Raw genomic sequence first — 15,234 nt, 5'->3', positions numbered from 1 at the left:
GAACCCTGATATGGCACTGGCTAAACGCATCATCCCCTGCCTCGACGTGGACAACGGCCGCGTGGTGAAGGGCGTCAAGTTCGAGAACATCCGCGACGCCGGCGACCCGGTGGAAATCGCCCGCCGCTACGACGAGCAGGGCGCGGACGAAATCACCTTCCTCGACATCACCGCCAGCGTCGATGGCCGCGACACCACCCTGCACACCGTCGAGCGCATGGCCAGCCAGGTGTTCATCCCGCTGACCGTGGGCGGTGGCGTGCGTACCGTGCAGGACATCCGTAACCTGCTCAATGCCGGTGCGGACAAGGTCTCGATCAACACCGCCGCGGTGTTCACCCCCGAGTTCGTCGGCGAAGCCGCTGCGCGCTTTGGCTCGCAGTGCATCGTGGTCGCCATCGACGCGAAGAAAGTGTCGGGCCCCGGCGAAGTGCCGCGCTGGGAGATCTTTACCCACGGCGGCCGCAAGCCCACCGGGCTCGATGCGGTGGAGTGGGCGAAGAAGATGGAAGGCCTGGGCGCCGGTGAAATCCTGCTGACCAGCATGGACCAGGACGGTGTGAAGAGCGGCTACGACCTGGGCGTGACCCGCGCCATCAGCGAGGCGGTGAACGTTCCAGTAATCGCCTCCGGCGGCGTCGGCAACCTGCAGCACCTGGCCGACGGCATCATCGAAGGCAAGGCGGATGCGGTGCTGGCCGCCAGCATCTTCCACTTCGGCGAGTACAGCGTGCCGGAGGCCAAGGCCTATCTGGCCAGCCGCGGCATCGTCGTTCGCTGATCCCTTCCGGGCCGGGGCTCTCCCGGCCCTCGAGGGCCTGCGTCCTGTCGTCTCAGGCCCTTTCGCCACCGAATCCAGAGTGTTCGATACCGCTGGTCGAGGTGATGGCGTTTGGATGTGTGATTGCCATCTGTGTAGGGTTTCTTGGCGTCAATACTCCGAGTAAGCTCTGCGCCTTCTCAGAATTGTCCCACTCAGGAATTACCAGATGCTGAAGCGCATTCTGCTTGCATGGATTGGCTGCGGCCTGCTGCTGGCCAGCGCGGCAAAGGCGGAAACGGATGGCTCCGGCTACAGCATGGTGCTGCTGACCGAGAACTTCCCGCCGTACAACATGGCCATCAACGGCAAGAACTTCGCCCAGGAAGACAACATCGACGGGATCGCCGTCGACATCGTCAAGGAGATGTACAAGCGTGCCGGCGTCTCCTACAGCCTGACCCTGCGCTTCCCCTGGGACCGTATCTACAAGCTGGCGCTGGAGAAGCCCGGCTACGGGGTATTCGTCACGGCTCGCCTGCCGGAGCGGGAGAACCTGTTCAAGTGGGTCGGTCCGATCGGCCCGGACGACTGGGTCCTGCTGGCCAAGGGCGACAGCCAGATCACCCTGAACAACCTGGAAGAGGCCAAGAAGTACCGCGTCGGCGCCTACAAGGGCGACGCCATGGCCGAGTACCTGGCCAAGCATGGTTTCGAACCGGTGCTGGCGCTGCGCGACCAGGAGAACGCCGGCAAGCTGCAGGAAGGCCAGATCGACCTGTGGGCGAGCGGGGATCCTGCGGGGCGCTACCTGGCCAAGCAGGTGGGGATTTCCGGTCTGAAGACGGTGCTGCGTTTCAACAGCGACCAGTTGTTCCTGGCGCTGAATCGCGAGACACCGGATGAGGTGGTGCAGAAGCTGCAAGCCGCGCTGGACAAGATGCGCGCCGAAGGCTTCGTCGACGACGTGCTCAACAGTTACCTGTAACACCCGAAGGCCGGCCACTCGCCGGCCTTTGCGTTTGGCGCCGACATCCCTCGGCGCCGGTTTTGCCACGGAAGGCAGACGAGCGAAGTATTCCGTCCCCTCTGCAGGGATGCCGCAAGCCCAATAATGATAACCAAGCGAGCGGTATGACCATGCTGAAAGTCCTGATCAAGACCCTGACCCTGGGTCTGCTGTTGGGGGCCGCCACGGCCCGCGCCGAGTTGCCCGCCGATTACAAGATGGTGCTGCTCACCGAGAACTTCCCGCCTTTCAATATGGCGGTGGACGATAAGAACTTTGCCCGCGACGAAGGCATCGACGGTATCAGCGCCGATATCGTCCGCGAGATGTTCAAGCGCGCTGGCATCCAGTACAGCCTGAGCCTGCGTTTTCCCTGGGATCGACTGTACAAGCTGGCCCTGGACAAGCCCGACTATGGGCTGTTCTCCACCACTTACACCCCCGAGCGCGTACCGCTGTTCAAGTGGGTCGGGCCGATCGCCAAGACCAGCTGGGTGCTGCTGGCGCCGCAGGGCAGCTCGATCAAGGTCAAGGACCTCAAGGACGCCGCCAAGTACAAGCTCGGTGCCTACAAGAATGACGCCGTCAGCCAGAACCTGGAGAGCCAGGGCATCCCGGTGGTCAACGCGCTGCGCGATCAGGAAAACGTGAAGAAGCTGACCACCGGCGAGATCGATCTGTGGGCTACCACCGATCCGGTTGGCCGCTACCTGGCCAAGCAGGAAGGCGTATCCGGCCTGCAGACCGTGCTGCGCTTCAACGAGGCGCAGTTGTACCTGGCGATCAACAAGGACACGCCGGACGAGGTGGTGGCGAAGCTGCAGAAGGCGCTGGACGAGATGCGCGCGGATGGCTTCATCGAGCAGGCGACCAATAACTACCTGTAAGGAAGGCCGGGCGGTCGCCGCCTGGATTCCGGATGTTCGCGAGCAAGCTCGCTCCTACAGAGAGCAGCGAGCCTGCTTTTCGTAGGAGCGAGCTTGCTCGCGAACCGCATCCTCTCGTCGTTTACCGGTACGTCCCATCCCGCCCATGCCCCTGCATGGCGCGGTTGGCGCGCTCGCCGATCATCAGCGACGGCTGCACCAGCTCGAAGCCCTGTGCCTTGAGGCCGGGCAGCACCCGCCTGAGCACCGCCAGGGTCGCCGGCTTCGGGTGGCCGATCATCACTACCGTGCCTTGCTTGCGCGCCAGTTTCAGGCCGCGCTGCATCTGCTCCATCAACGCCGCTTCGCTCGGATCGTCATCCAGGAACACGTCCCGCGACAGGCTGGCGAGACCGATCTTCTGCGCCTCGGCGGCGGCCACGGTGGCGGCGCTGGTGCGGCTGTCGAGCAGGAACAGGTGACGGCGCTGCAGCTCCGCGGCCAGCCAGGCCATGGCCGGGCGGTCGGCGGTCATGCGGCTGCCTTCATGGTTGTTCAGGCCCTGGGCGTAGGGCACCCGCGCCAGCGCCGCGTCGAGCCGGCGGGCGCGTTCCTCCTGGCTCAGTTCCGGACGCCAGGCGAACTCGCCGCCGGCCGGGTCCATGGGCATGTGCAGCATCACGGTGCGCCCCAGCTTGTGCGCTTCGCGGGCCAGTTCGGCGGCGTGGGGCGTGTCGGGGATGATCGCCAGTGCGATGGCGGGGGAAAGTTCGAGCACCTGGCGATCGCGCGCCAGGTTCTGCCCGAGGTCGTCGATGACGATACTGACCAGCGGCCTGGCGCCAGCCGGTGCTGGCGGCGCCGCCACCGCCGGCTGGTACAGCAGCGCGCCAAGGCCGAGGCCGAGCAGCAGCCGGGCCCAGCGCATGGCTCAGTTGTTGCCGCGGCTGACGCTGAGCCCTTTCAGCAGGCTGAGGGCCTGGCCGAGCTGGTAGTCGCTTTCCTGCGGACGGTCTTCCGGGCGCTTGCCTGCAGCGGTGGGGCGGTCCTTGCCGCCGTTGCCGTTGGCCAGGTGACCCTGCAGGTCGGCTTCCTTGAAACCGTCGAACTCGCTCTGCTCGCGGGTGACCTTGGCGCGTTCCACCTCGATGTCCGGGGTGATGCCCTGGGCCTGGATGGAGCGGCCGTTGGGGGTGTAGTACAGCGCGGTGGTGAGCTTCAGGGCGCGGTCGTTGTTCAGCGGCAGCACGGTCTGTACCGAGCCCTTGCCGAAGCTGTCGGTACCCATGAGGATCGCGCGCTTCTGGTCCTGCAGGGCGCCGGCGACGATTTCCGCCGCCGAGGCGCTGCCGCCGTTGATCAGTACCACCAGCGGTACGGCGTCGGACGGGTCGGACGGATCGGCCGAGAAGCGTAGCTCGGAGTTCGGGATGCGGCCCTTGGTATAGACGATCAGCCCCTTGGTGAGGAAGGCGTCGGCCACTTCCACCGCCGACTGCAGCACGCCGCCGGGGTTGTTGCGCAGGTCCAGCACCACGCCCTTGAGCCGGCCGTTGTTCTCCTTGCGCAGGCTGGTCAGCGCCTTGACGGTTTCCTCGCCGGTGTTGACCTGGAACTGGGTGATGCGCAGGTAGCCGTAGCCCGGTTCGAGCATCTGGCTGCGCACGCTCTTGACCTTGATGATGGCGCGCTTGAGTTCGACGTCGAACGGCTTGCCGCCGCCGCGCACGATGGTCAGGGTGATCGGCGAGCCTGCCTTGCCGCGCATGCTGTCCACTGCCTCGTTCATCGACTGGCCCTTGGTCGGCTTGCCGTCGATCTTGACGATCAGGTCGCCCGGCTGGATGCCGGCCTTGGCCGCGGGGGTGTCGTCGATCGGCGAGATCACCTTGACGAAGCCGTCTTCGCTGCCGACCTCGATGCCCAGGCCGCCGAACTCGCCGCTGGTGCTTTCCTGCAGCTCGGCGAACTCTTCCGGGCCGAGGTAGGCCGAGTGCGGGTCGAGATTGCTGAGCATGCCCTTGATGGCGTTCTCCAGCAGGGTCTTGTCGTCCACCGGCTCGACGTAGGCGGCCTTCACCCGGTCCAGGACCTCGGCGAAGGTGCGCAGCTCATCGAGCGGCAGCGGAGCCTCCTTGCCGTTGGCCGCAGGGGCGGCTGCGGCCGGTGCGTCGGCGGCCTGTGCCGCACCGACGCCGAGCAGCAGGGCCAGGGCCAGGGTGGTGAGACGGAAAGCTTGCGACATGTTTGGGGCTCCTAAGGCGTGTTCGCCGCTTATCCCTGCGTGCGACACCAGGTAGATGGGTCCGCCGGGCGGCCCTGATGGCGAATGGCAAAATATACCGCCGGGGTGCTCTGCCCACCGCTGGCACCTACGGTCGCGATGGGGTCGCCTGCTTTGACGGTGTCGCCGGCGTCCTTCAGAAGACTTTGATTATGCCCATAAAGGCTGAGGTAGCCACCACCGTGGTCGAGAATGACCAGCAGGCCGGCGCCGCGCAGCCAGTCGGCGAACACCACGCGGCCGCCGTGTACGGCGCGTACCGTGCTGCCGGCGGAGGCGCCGATCAGCACGCCGTCCCAGGTGGCGCGGGGATCGTCGCCGCGCGGGCTGCCGAAGCGCGCCAGCACGCGGCCGTTGACCGGCCAGGGCAGTTTGCCGCGCGCGGCGTCGAAGGAACCGCCAAAGCCTGCGCCACTGGAGACCAGCGGGCCGCTGTAGTCGGCGCGGGGTTTGCTCGGGGGTTCGGGCTTTTCACCGCGTTCGGCCAGTTCGCGTTCACGTTTGGCGCGTTCGCGCTCGGCGGCCAGGGCGCGCTGGCGCGCTTCCTCGGCTTCGCGGGCCTGGCGGGCCAGGGTTTCCTCGATGGTCTTGAGGACCTTGTTCAGGTCTTCCTGGCTCTGCTCGCGGTTCTTGAGTTTGCTATTGCTGTCCTTGAGGTCGCTGTCGAGCTTGGCCAGGGCCTCCTGGCGCGCCTTGCGGGCCTCGGCCAGTTCCTGGCGGCGTGATTCCAGCGCGCTCTGCTGCTCGAGCTGCTGGTTCTTCTGCGCGGTGATGTCCTGCTCGACGGCGTTGAGCTGGCTCAGGGTCTCGTTGAACGCGCTGAGCTGATCCAGGCGGGCCTTGTTGATGTACTCGTAGTAGGTGAGGGTGCGGCTGAACTTCTCGGGATGTTCCTGGTTCAGCAGCAGCTTCAGGTATTCCTCGCGACCGCTCTGGTAGGCGGCGCGGGCCTGGATGGCGATCAGGCGCTGTTGCTCAAGGCGCGCGCCCTGGAGTTTTTTTTTCTCCGAATCGAGGCGCTGCAGCTCTTCCTCGTTCTTCTTCATCTCGTCCTGGATCTGCTGGATCTGCTTTTCCAGGTCGCCCATCTGGGTTTCCGTGGACTTGAGCTGCTTCTGCACCCCGGACTTTTCTTCCTGGATGTTCTTCAGGTTCTTTTTCAGCTCAGCGATGTCTTTCTGCGTCTGCTCCAGCTGGCGCTGGGTGTCGGCACGTTCGTCGGCACCGGCCGCAAGCGGGCTCAGGAGGCAGATCAGCAGCAGCGGGAGGAGGGCGCGAGGCATTGGGCGGCGGGAACCTGAATTCTGGGTCGGGCTAGTATGCCCGTGGCGGGCGCTAAAAAAAACGCCCCAGGCCGCATGGCGTGGGGCGTTTGCTCTGACCGACGGGAGATGGCTCACGTTCCCGTCAAATCCTCACCCTCAAAGCAGGGTGACGATCGACTTGCCGGTCATCTCTTTGGGCTGCTCCAGACCCATCAGGGTCAGCAGGGTCGGCGCCACGTCGGCCAGCACGCCACCTTCGCGGATGCTCAGCTTGCGCTTGCCGACGTAGACGAACGGCACCGGCTCGCAGGTGTGCGCGGTGTGCGCCTGGCCGGTCATGGCGTCTTCCATCTGCTCGACGTTGCCGTGGTCGGCGGTGATCAGGGCTTCGCCGCCGACCTTGTCCAGCGCCTCGACGATCCGACCGACGCAGGTATCCAGGCACTCGACGGCCTTCACTGCGGCTTCGAACACGCCGGTGTGGCCGACCATGTCGCCGTTGGCGTAGTTGACGATGATCACGTCGTAGCGCTGGTTCTCGATGGCGTCGACGATCTTGTCGGTGACTTCCGGCGCGCTCATTTCCGGCTGCAGGTCATAGGTGGCGACCTTGGGCGAGGGGATGAGGATGCGTTCTTCGCCTTCGAACGGCTCTTCGCGGCCGCCGGAGAAGAAGAAGGTTACGTGGGCGTACTTTTCGGTCTCGGCGATGCGCAGCTGGGTCTTGCCGTTCTTGGCCAGGTACTCGCCCAGGACGTTGTCCAGGGATTCGGGCTTGAACGCGCTGGGCGCCGGGATGCTCGCCGCGTACTGGGTCAGCATCACGTAGCTGGCCAGCTTCAGCTCGCGCTGGCGCGGGAATTCCTTGAAGCCCGGCTCGACGAAGGCGCGCGACAGCTCGCGGGCGCGGTCGGCGCGGAAGTTCATGAAGACCACGGCGTCGCCGTCTTCCACGCGCACCTGTGCGCCGATGCGGGTGGCCTTGACGAACTCGTCGCTCTCGCCGCGCTCATAGGCGGCATTCAGCGCGCCCACGGCGTTTTCCGCGGTGAATTCGGCGGCGCCTTCGGTGATCAGGTTGTAGGCGGCTTCGACGCGGTCCCAGCGGTTGTCGCGGTCCATGGCGAAGTAGCGGCCGATGATGCTGGCGGTGCGGCCCTTGCCGAGGCGGGCGAAGGCGTCGTCGAGCAGCTTGAGCGACGGCTCGGCGCTCTTGGGCGGCGTGTCGCGGCCGTCGAGGAAGGCGTGCAGGTAGATTTTCTCGGCGCCGCGCTGGGCGGCCAGCTCGGCCATGGCGACCAGGTGATCCTGGTGGCTGTGCACGCCGCCGTCGGACAGCAGGCCGAGGATATGCACTGCCTTGCCAGCGCCGGCGGCCTTGTCGACAGCGTCGGTCAACACCGGGTTCTGGAAGAACTCGCCGTCGCGGATGGCCTTGGTCACGCGGGTGAAGTCCTGGTACACGACGCGGCCGGCGCCCAGGTTCATGTGGCCAACCTCGGAGTTGCCCATCTGGCCGTCGGGCAGGCCGACGTCCATGCCCGAGCCGGAGATCAGGCCGTTGGGCTGGCTGGCCAGCAGACGGTCCCAGTTGGGCTTTTTGGCGGCGTAGATGGCGTTGTATTCCGGGCTATCGCTATGGCCGAAGCCGTCCAGAATGATCAGGACCAGCGGTTTGGGCGTTGCAGTCATAGGTACGGCTCTTTCCGAGAATAGGGGTCAGAAAAGGACCCACATTTTACCGATTGGTGCCGACAGACGCCATGATCCGCAGGGTGCAGCCGTCAGATACGCGCGTGTATACTGGCCGGCATTTTTACGTCTGGATGTCCTGCGCCATGTCCTCGTTCCTCCCTCGTCTGATCGAATTCGCCACCCATCACTACCTGCTGGTCGGTGCCCTGGTCGTGCTGCTGGTACTGCTGGCCCTGCATGAAATGCGCAAGGGCGGCCGCGCCCTGTCGACCCGCGAGCTGACTGCTCTGGTGAACGCCGAGCAGGCCGTGGTCCTCGATATCCGCCCGACCAAGGAGTTCTCCGCCGGCCACATCGTCGATGCGCTGAACATTCCGGCGGACAAACTGAACGCACGCCTTGCCGAGCTGGACAAGCACAAGGCCAAGACCATCATCGTGGTCGACGGCATGGGCCAGCACGCCGGCACCTGGTGCAGCGTGCTGCAGAAGGCGGGCTTCACTGCCGCCAAACTGTCCGGCGGCATCGGCAGCTGGCGTGGCGACAACCTGCCCCTGGTGAAGTGAGATGCCGTCGATCTTGATCTACACCAGCGCATGGTGCCCTTATTGCATCCGCGCCAAGGCCCTGCTGGACCGCAAGGGTGTCGCCTACGAGGAGATCTCGGTGGACGGCAAGCCGGGCGTACGCGCCGAGATGGCCAGCAAGGCCGGCCGCACCTCGGTGCCGCAGATCTGGATCGACGAAGTCCATGTCGGCGGCTGCGACGATCTCTACGCGCTGGAACGCGCGGGCAAGCTGGATACGCTGCTCACGGCGTGATCCCCAATCCTGAAACGAAGCACAAGAAGGTCCCGAAATGACTGAACAAGCCAACGGCGCAGGCCAGCAAGACGATAACAATCCGCAGTTCTCGCTGCAGCGCATCTACATCCGCGACCTCTCCTTCGAAGCGCCCAAGGCGCCGGAAATCTTCCGCCAGGAGTGGCAGCCGAGCATTTCCATGGACCTCAACACTCGCCAGAAGCAGCTCGACGGCGACTTCTACGAAGTGGTGCTGACCGTTTCGGTGACCGTGAAGAACAACGAAGAAACCGCCTTCATCGTTGAAGTGCAGCAGGCCGGTATCTTCCTGATCAAGGGTCTGGACGCTTCCAGCATGAGCCACACCCTCGGCGCCTTCTGCCCGAACATCCTCTTCCCGTACGCCCGCGAAACCCTGGACAGCCTGGTTGTCCGTGGCTCGTTCCCGGCGCTGATGCTGTCCCCGGTGAACTTCGATGCGCTGTACGCGCAGGAAATCGCCCGCATGCAGGCTTCCGGCGAGATCCCGGCGGTTCAGTGATCCTGGCCGCTGCATGACAAAGGCGCCTTCGGGCGCCTTTTTCTTTGCCTGGGATTTTCCTGGTGATCGAGATTTGATCCCGAGCGTAGGGCGAATAACGTTCGACGTTATCCGCCGATTGACCTTGGTTTCCGACACTTCTGTATTGGCCTGGGCATGGGCTTCAGGGGACTCCGGGGTGGCCATGGAGCAGCGAGCGCTTGCGGTGTATCGGCGTACAACCGCGAACGGTTGTACGCCCTACGTTCTGGTCGAAATTTGAGCAATGGTTTGCAGGCCACGCCAGATCGCGCTCTGAGGTGCTTATCCACAGGCTGTTCCGTAGGTTGCTCAAGGTTGCTGTGGGTAATGAACCGCGGGGTAGAGCGTTCAAGTTTGGTGCGTGCGCACTGGCAGGGCGCAGGGGCGGGCGCGGCGGTACCGCCCTGAAATGCCAGGCGCAGGCGCCGGCACAGTGTGTTTCGGAAAAATGCGGATATCCTGGAAGCCCCTGGTTTCACGGCTTTCAGCCATTTCAGGAAGGCGCGGGAGTCCGCTCGAAAGGTCCGGCGAGCGATCTTGGCACGCCCTCTGCAATACCCCTGACAACAGCGATTTCAGGGGCCTCGGTACAGGCAGGCTGGGGAACCCCTCTTTTACACCTCGCGGGTGCGCCGCTCGAAGCAGCGGCCGCCGCAACCGGTTTGGGGGTCCTGGTACAGGCAGGCCGGGTAAGCCCCCCTTTTATACCGGCGGCCATCCTTGTGGATGGCTTGCCCTCCGCTTCGGGGCCCCGGACCAGGCAGGCCGGGAAAACCCCGCTTTTATTCGGGCCGCACCCTGACGTTCAGGTGCCATTGGCCCTCCACCTCGGCGCCGTCCCAGGCGCCTTGCAGTCGTCGGGTCGACAGCAACGTCAGCAGCACACCTTGTCCTTGCAGCTCCAGCTTCCAGCGCACCGGCGCGTCGCCGAGCCGCAGCTGGCCTTGCTGCGCAGTGCCGTGGGCATCGATCTGCAGGGCCAGGGCGCCCTCCAGTTGGCCGGCGCGCACCGCTGGCTGGGCATTCAGCCGAACGAGCAGGCCGTCTGCCGCCGGCTCTATGGCGAGGATCTGCGGTGGCCCGTCCACCGGCGGATGCACCAGGCGGCCGATCATCAGGCCCACCAGCAGCCCCAGCACGCACAGCGAAACCCAGACCTTCAGCAACGGCCTGGGCCGCATTTGCGCCTGCGCGGGAGTAGAATGCCCGCCGTTCTCAGGCTCGGAGCGCTGCATGTTCCACGTGATCCTTTTTCAACCGGAAATCCCCCCAAACACCGGCAACATTATCAGGCTGTGCGCCAATGCGGGCTGCAGCCTGCACCTGATCGAGCCGCTGGGCTTCGAGCTGGACGACAAGCGCTTGCGCCGCGCCGGCCTGGATTATCACGAATACGCCAGCGTGCGCCGCTACGCGACCCTGGAGGAGTGCCTGGAACAGCTCGGTCATCCGCGCCTGTTCGCCTTCACCACCAAGGGCTCGCAGCCGTTCCACGAGGTGGCCTACGAGCGCGGTGACGCCTTCCTGTTCGGTCCGGAAAGCCGTGGCCTGCCGGAAGAGGTGCGCGAAGCCCTGCCGCCGGAGCAGCGCGTGCGCCTGCCGATGCGTCCGGGCTGCCGCAGCCTGAACCTGTCCAACACCGTGGCGGTGACCGTCTACGAGGCCTGGCGTCAGCACGGCTTTGCGATGGGCTGAGCGTTTTTCGATCGATCCGCGCAAAGCCGCGCCGGGCGGGGAGTACAGCGGCTTGCCCCAAGCTTATCCACAGCCGGGCGCACAGCACTTGTGGGCAAACCGGAAATTCCTGCACAGAAACCGCGCAAACCCGCAGACCGCGCGTGCTCTGGGCTGTAGCACGTTCCTTCCCCGTTCCGTTCACAGTGTTATCCACAGGTTTTGGGGGTAGATGCTGCGGGGAGGTGACGGAGCAGGCCTTCGCTCGGTAGCCGCCTTCGTAGGAGCGAGCTTGCTCGCGAACAGCATCACCGGACGGCACGGAAGTTGGGGCGTTCGCGAGCAAGCTCGCTCCTACAGGGGGCGTCGGCGGAGAACGCGTTTCGGGTAATGGCTGGGCATGAAAAAGGGGCCTTCCGGCCCCTTCGTCATCACAACACCTCAGTCGTCACCCTCATCGTCCGGGCCGTCGATCTTCATGCCCAGTTCCTTGATCTTGCGGGTCAGGGTGTTGCGCCCCCAGCCCAGCAGCACGGCGGCATCGCGGCGACGGCCGGCGGTGTGCTTGAGGGCGGTCTCGATCATGATCCGCTCGAAGGCCGGCACGGCGGTGTCCAGCAGGCTGGACTGGCCGCGTCCCAATGCCTGGTCGGCCCAATGCCGTAGCGCCTGTTCCCAGTTGGCGGCGGGCAGGTTGTCCTGCGGCTGGGTCAGCAACTCGGGCGGCAGGTCGTCGATGTGCACTTCACGGCCGGACGCCATGACGGTGATCCAGCGGCAGGTGTTCTCCAGTTGGCGCACGTTGCCCGGCCAGCCGAGGTTCCGCAGGTAGTCCTCGGTTTCCGGCTTGAGCAGCTTGGGCTCCACCGCCAGCTCCTGCGCGGCGCGGGCGAGGAAGTGACGGGCCAGCGCCGGGATGTCCTCGCGGCGGTCGGCCAGGCGCGGGATGTGGATGCGGATGACGTTCAGACGGTGGAACAGATCCTCACGGAACTTGCCTTCGCGCACCAGGTTTTCCAGGTTCTGGTGGGTGGCGGCGATGATCCGCACGTCGACCTTCACCGGGGTGTGGCCGCCGACGCGGTAGAACTCGCCGTCTGCCAGCACGCGCAGCAGGCGGGTCTGGGTGTCGGCCGGCATGTCGCCGATCTCATCGAGGAACAGGGTGCCGCCGTCGGCCTGCTCGAAGCGGCCGCGCCGCTGGTTGGCCGCGCCGGTGAAGGCGCCCTTCTCGTGGCCGAACAGCTCGGACTCCATCAGGTCCTTCGGAATCGCCGCCATGTTCAGCGCAATGAACGGCGAGGCCGCGCGCGGGCTGTGGCGGTGCAGGGCGTGGGCGACCAGTTCTTTACCGGTACCCGATTCGCCGTTGATCAGCACGGTGATGTTGGAATGGGAGAGGCGGCCGATGGCGCGGAACACCTCCTGCATCGCTGGCGCCTCGCCGATGATCTCCGGGGTGCGCGTCTGGTTGGCCGGCGTTTCCAGGCCTTGCTGTTCCTGGGCGTGCTGGTTGGCGCGCTTGACCAGCGAGACGGCCTCGTCGACGTCGAACGGCTTGGGCAGGTACTCGAAGGCACCGCCCTGGTAGGAGGCCACCGCGCTGTCCAGGTCCGAATGGGCGGTCATGATGATCACCGGCAGGCGCGGGTGCAGCTCGCGGATCTGCGCCAGCAGGTCCAGGCCGCTGGCGCCGGGCATGCGGATGTCGGAAATGATCACGTCCGGCTGCTGCCGGCCGAGGCGGCTCATCACGCTGTCGGCGCTGTCGAAGCTGACCGTGGTCATGCCTTCCTGCTGCAGGGCCTTTTCCAGTACCCAGCGGATGGAGCGGTCGTCGTCGACGATCCAGACGGTCTCAGATCGGCTCATGGTCAATGGACTCCTTGTTCCAGGGGCAGGAACAGACTGAACACGGTGTGGCCGGGGTGGCTCTCGCATTCGATCAAGCCCTGGTGCTGGCTGATGATGTTCTGGGTGATGGCCAGGCCAAGCCCGGTGCCGTCGGCACGGCCGCTGACCATGGGATAGAAGATGGTGTCCTGCAATTCGGCCGGGATGCCCGGGCCGTTGTCGATGATTTCCACCTTGCACACCAGGCGATGGCGGGTGTGGCCGATGGTGAACTGGCGCAGGGTGCGGGTACGCAGGCTGATGCGGCCCAGCTTGAGTTCGTTCTGCGAGGCGATCGCCTGCATGGCGTTGCGCACGATGTTGAGCACCGCCTGGATCATCTGCTCGCGGTCGAGCAGCAGGTCGGGGATGCTCGGGTCGTAGTCGCGCACCAGCGGAATGCTGCCCTGGGTCTCGGCCTCCACCAGGCTGCAGACGCGCTCCAGCACTTCGTGGATGTTGGTGACCGAGAGCTGCGGCAGCTTGTTCGAGCCGAGCATGCGGTCCACCAGGTTCCGCAGGCGGTCGGCCTCTTCGATGATGACGTTGGTGTAGTCCTTGAGCGACTCGTCCGGCAGCTCGCGGGACAGCAACTGCGCGGCGCCGCGAATGCCGCCCAGCGGGTTCTTGATCTCGTGGGCCAGGCCGCGCACCAGCAGCTTGGTGGTTTCCTGCTTGGACAGTTGCGCCTCTTCCTTGGTGATGCGCATCAGCCGGTCGCGCGGGTGGACTTCCAGCAGCAACAGGGTCTCGCGGCGATTGAGGATGGGCGTCACCGCGTAGTCCACGGTGATGCTCTGGCCGGTCAGCGAGGTCAGCGCCGCTTCGCGCTTGGTGAAGGGGTGCGCCTCTTCCACCGCCTGGCGCAGCGAGTGCAGCGCCTCGGGCGATTCGGTGAACAGCTCGCTGATGAACTGGCCATGGCTTCGTTGCCCGCTCACCGCCAGGAGCATCTCCGCCGCCGGGTTCATGTACTCCAGGCGCAGCTCGGCATTGAGCAGGATGACCGCCGTGGTGAGGTTGTCGAGCAACAGGCGGAGCTGGGTTTCTGTAGGCATGGCGTAAGAGATGTCCCAAGACTGTGCGGGAAAATGCAAGAAACAAACCAGACCTTGAAAGGCCGCGTATTTCGCGGCCTGACGCTGGTTGGCGCGGCGTGGACAGTCAATCCGGCCAGCGGGAGTGACCTGAAATGGGGAGAGTATAGAAAGTGGTGCAGGCCAATGCACCGATATGGTGCATTTGTGCCGGGGCGCACGCCGCCGTCAGTGGTTGGCGGCGCTGAGCGGTTGGGTGGCGTCCATGGCGGATGATTCGGCCACCGAAACGCGGAACATGTGGAAGGGCTGGTTGGGCGTCTGTTCGATGGTGCGACCCAGTGTATCGATGATCTCCACCGACAGCTGGTGCGTGCCGCGGTCGACGTTGTATAGCGGGAATACCGGGCTGCGGCCGGGCTCGCCAACCGGTTTGCCATCGAGCAGCAGGCGATACAGGTGGCCGGGTAGCAGGGCAGGGTCGCTGGTGGCGGAAACGATCAACGCGCCGTCGTTGGCGCGAATGGTGGTATCGGGTTCCGGCACGAGGATGCGCAGCAGTTGGTAAGCGGGCGGGCCCGGCGGCAGTGCCGGCGTGGCCGGTGCGTAGAGCGGTGGCGGCATGCGCACGCCGGGTTGGTTCGGCATGGCGTTGGGCGGCGCGAGCTGCAGCTTCTGCGCGTTGCCGCGCTGCGGCTGGTCGGTGAAGACGCGGTTGCCGTCCTTGTCGATGTAGGTGTAGACCTCGGCGTTGGCGGCGAAGCAGGCCAGCGCCGACAGCAGGGCCGACAGCACGAGAGTCACCCGATGACGCATGTTCAGCCGCCCGTCCTGGGAGCCACCTGGGGCCGTTGCGGGCTGTTGGTGCTGATGCGCTGCAGGGTGAAGCTTGCCGTCGCGCTGGTCTGGATCACCCGGCTGCCTTGCACGACCTCGACGGCGAGGGTGTGTTCGCCACGGTCGATGTTCTGCATGGCGATGCTGGTGGCTTGGGTCGGAGCGCCATACGGCTGGCCGTCGAGCAGTAGTTGCAACTGGTGGTCCATGGCCAGCGCCGGCTGCACCACCACCTCGACGACGAAGGTGCCGTTGTTGACGCGCAGGGCTTCGTCGTTGGGCAGGTTGCTCAGCGCCAGGATGGTGTAGGCGCTCTGGGCCTCGGCGGCGCCGTTCCCGCTGTCGGTGTTCACCGGCGCTTGCGGGGCCACGGTGTTGGTCGGGGGCAACTGCACCGGCTGCGCGCCGACATTGCTCGGCGGCTGGTTGGTGAACACCGTCTTGCCGCTGGCATCGGTGTACTTGTAGATCTGCGCACTGGCTGGCAACGCGGCGGCGAGCAGCAGGGCGGTGAGGATCAGGCGCATGGGCGATCTCCGGATGGTCAT

16 protein-coding genes are annotated in these 15,234 nt (G+C 65.5%); 7 read left to right on the top strand and 9 right to left on the bottom strand.

Annotated elements, in window-relative coordinates; translation table 11 throughout:
- Nucleotides 1-10: 10 nt before the first annotated feature.
- The 3 genes from hisF (at nt 11) to O6P39_RS25025 (ending at nt 2,656) form a co-directional block, all read left to right on the top strand.
- A complete protein-coding gene (gene hisF / locus O6P39_RS25035) occupies nt 11-781 on the top strand; it encodes an imidazole glycerol phosphate synthase subunit HisF (protein ID WP_275609062.1) in 771 nt (256 codons plus the stop codon).
- 211 nt (nt 782-992) lie between these two features.
- Nucleotides 993-1,748 (top strand): ABC transporter substrate-binding protein, encoded by a 756-nt coding sequence (locus tag O6P39_RS25030; protein ID WP_275612030.1) that lies wholly within the window; start codon nt 993-995, stop codon nt 1,746-1,748.
- A gap of 152 nt (nt 1,749-1,900) precedes the next feature.
- On the top strand, nt 1,901-2,656 hold the full coding sequence (locus O6P39_RS25025) for an ABC transporter substrate-binding protein (protein WP_275612029.1): 756 nt from the start codon (nt 1,901-1,903) through the stop codon (nt 2,654-2,656).
- Nucleotides 2,657-2,777: 121 nt separating this feature from the next.
- On the opposite strand, the gene O6P39_RS25020 is transcribed toward O6P39_RS25025, so the two are convergent.
- The 4 genes from O6P39_RS25020 to gpmI all read right to left on the bottom strand — a co-directional run bounded on the left by O6P39_RS25020 (nt 2,778) and on the right by gpmI (nt 7,876).
- Nucleotides 2,778-3,563: a divergent polysaccharide deacetylase family protein gene (locus O6P39_RS25020; protein ID WP_275609061.1), complete on the bottom strand. Its 786-nt coding sequence runs from the start codon at nt 3,561-3,563 to the stop codon at nt 2,778-2,780.
- A 3-nt stretch (nt 3,564-3,566) separates the two neighbouring features.
- Nucleotides 3,567-4,880, bottom strand: coding sequence for a S41 family peptidase (locus O6P39_RS25015; protein WP_275609060.1), 1,314 nt, complete (start codon nt 4,878-4,880; stop codon nt 3,567-3,569).
- Between the two features lie 29 nt (nt 4,881-4,909).
- Nucleotides 4,910-6,202: a murein hydrolase activator EnvC gene (locus tag O6P39_RS25010; RefSeq protein ID WP_275609059.1), complete on the bottom strand. Its 1,293-nt coding sequence runs from the start codon at nt 6,200-6,202 to the stop codon at nt 4,910-4,912.
- A gap of 138 nt (nt 6,203-6,340) precedes the next feature.
- Nucleotides 6,341-7,876, bottom strand: coding sequence for a 2,3-bisphosphoglycerate-independent phosphoglycerate mutase (gene gpmI / locus O6P39_RS25005; RefSeq protein ID WP_275609058.1), 1,536 nt, complete (start codon nt 7,874-7,876; stop codon nt 6,341-6,343).
- Between the two features lie 146 nt (nt 7,877-8,022).
- Here gpmI and O6P39_RS25000 point away from each other — a divergent pair, with 146 nt between their 5' ends.
- Genes O6P39_RS25000 through secB form a run of 3 tightly spaced genes read left to right on the top strand, consistent with a single transcriptional unit; the run spans nt 8,023 to nt 9,224 of the window.
- Nucleotides 8,023-8,445 carry a rhodanese-like domain-containing protein gene (locus O6P39_RS25000; RefSeq protein WP_275609057.1) on the top strand — a complete coding sequence of 141 codons (423 nt, stop codon included), beginning with the start codon at nt 8,023-8,025 and terminating at the stop codon, nt 8,443-8,445.
- A gap of 1 nt (nt 8,446) precedes the next feature.
- On the top strand, nt 8,447-8,701 hold the full coding sequence (grxC, locus tag O6P39_RS24995) for a glutaredoxin 3 (RefSeq protein WP_275609056.1): 255 nt from the start codon (nt 8,447-8,449) through the stop codon (nt 8,699-8,701).
- Nucleotides 8,702-8,738: 37 nt separating this feature from the next.
- Complete coding sequence (gene secB / locus O6P39_RS24990; RefSeq protein WP_275609055.1) at nt 8,739-9,224, top strand: protein-export chaperone SecB; 486 nt, start codon at nt 8,739-8,741, stop codon at nt 9,222-9,224.
- A gap of 803 nt (nt 9,225-10,027) precedes the next feature.
- Here the strand turns inward: secB and O6P39_RS24985 are convergent.
- Nucleotides 10,028-10,480, bottom strand: coding sequence for a hypothetical protein (locus tag O6P39_RS24985; protein ID WP_275609054.1), 453 nt, complete (start codon nt 10,478-10,480; stop codon nt 10,028-10,030).
- Between O6P39_RS24985 and trmL the strand changes: the two genes are divergently transcribed.
- The gene (gene trmL / locus O6P39_RS24980; RefSeq protein WP_275609053.1) at nt 10,479-10,940 is read left to right on the top strand and encodes a tRNA (uridine(34)/cytosine(34)/5-carboxymethylaminomethyluridine(34)-2'-O)-methyltransferase TrmL; all 462 of its coding nucleotides are present in this window, start codon (nt 10,479-10,481) and stop codon (nt 10,938-10,940) included. The genes O6P39_RS24985 and trmL overlap by 2 nt on opposite strands.
- 420 nt (nt 10,941-11,360) lie before the next feature.
- Here the strand turns inward: trmL and ntrC are convergent, their stop codons facing one another.
- The 4 genes from ntrC to O6P39_RS24960 form a co-directional block, all read right to left on the bottom strand.
- Complete coding sequence (gene ntrC / locus O6P39_RS24975; RefSeq protein ID WP_275609052.1) at nt 11,361-12,791, bottom strand: two-component system response regulator NtrC; 1,431 nt, start codon at nt 12,789-12,791, stop codon at nt 11,361-11,363.
- A 2-nt stretch (nt 12,792-12,793) separates the two neighbouring features.
- On the bottom strand, nt 12,794-13,870 hold the full coding sequence (glnL, locus tag O6P39_RS24970) for a nitrogen regulation protein NR(II) (RefSeq protein WP_275609051.1): 1,077 nt from the start codon (nt 13,868-13,870) through the stop codon (nt 12,794-12,796).
- Between the two features lie 207 nt (nt 13,871-14,077).
- On the bottom strand, nt 14,078-14,665 hold the full coding sequence (locus O6P39_RS24965) for a DUF4124 domain-containing protein (RefSeq protein WP_275609050.1): 588 nt from the start codon (nt 14,663-14,665) through the stop codon (nt 14,078-14,080).
- Between the two features lie 2 nt (nt 14,666-14,667).
- Nucleotides 14,668-15,213, bottom strand: coding sequence for a DUF4124 domain-containing protein (locus tag O6P39_RS24960; RefSeq protein ID WP_275609049.1), 546 nt, complete (start codon nt 15,211-15,213; stop codon nt 14,668-14,670).
- Between the last annotated feature and the right edge of the window lie 21 nt (nt 15,214-15,234).

The sequence above is a fragment of the Pseudomonas sp. PSE14 genome (assembly GCF_029203285.1).
GTDB lineage: Bacteria > Pseudomonadota > Gammaproteobacteria > Pseudomonadales > Pseudomonadaceae > Pseudomonas.
Note: the sequence above shows the minus strand (reverse complement) of the source record. Positions and strands in the feature narration are given on the sequence as shown.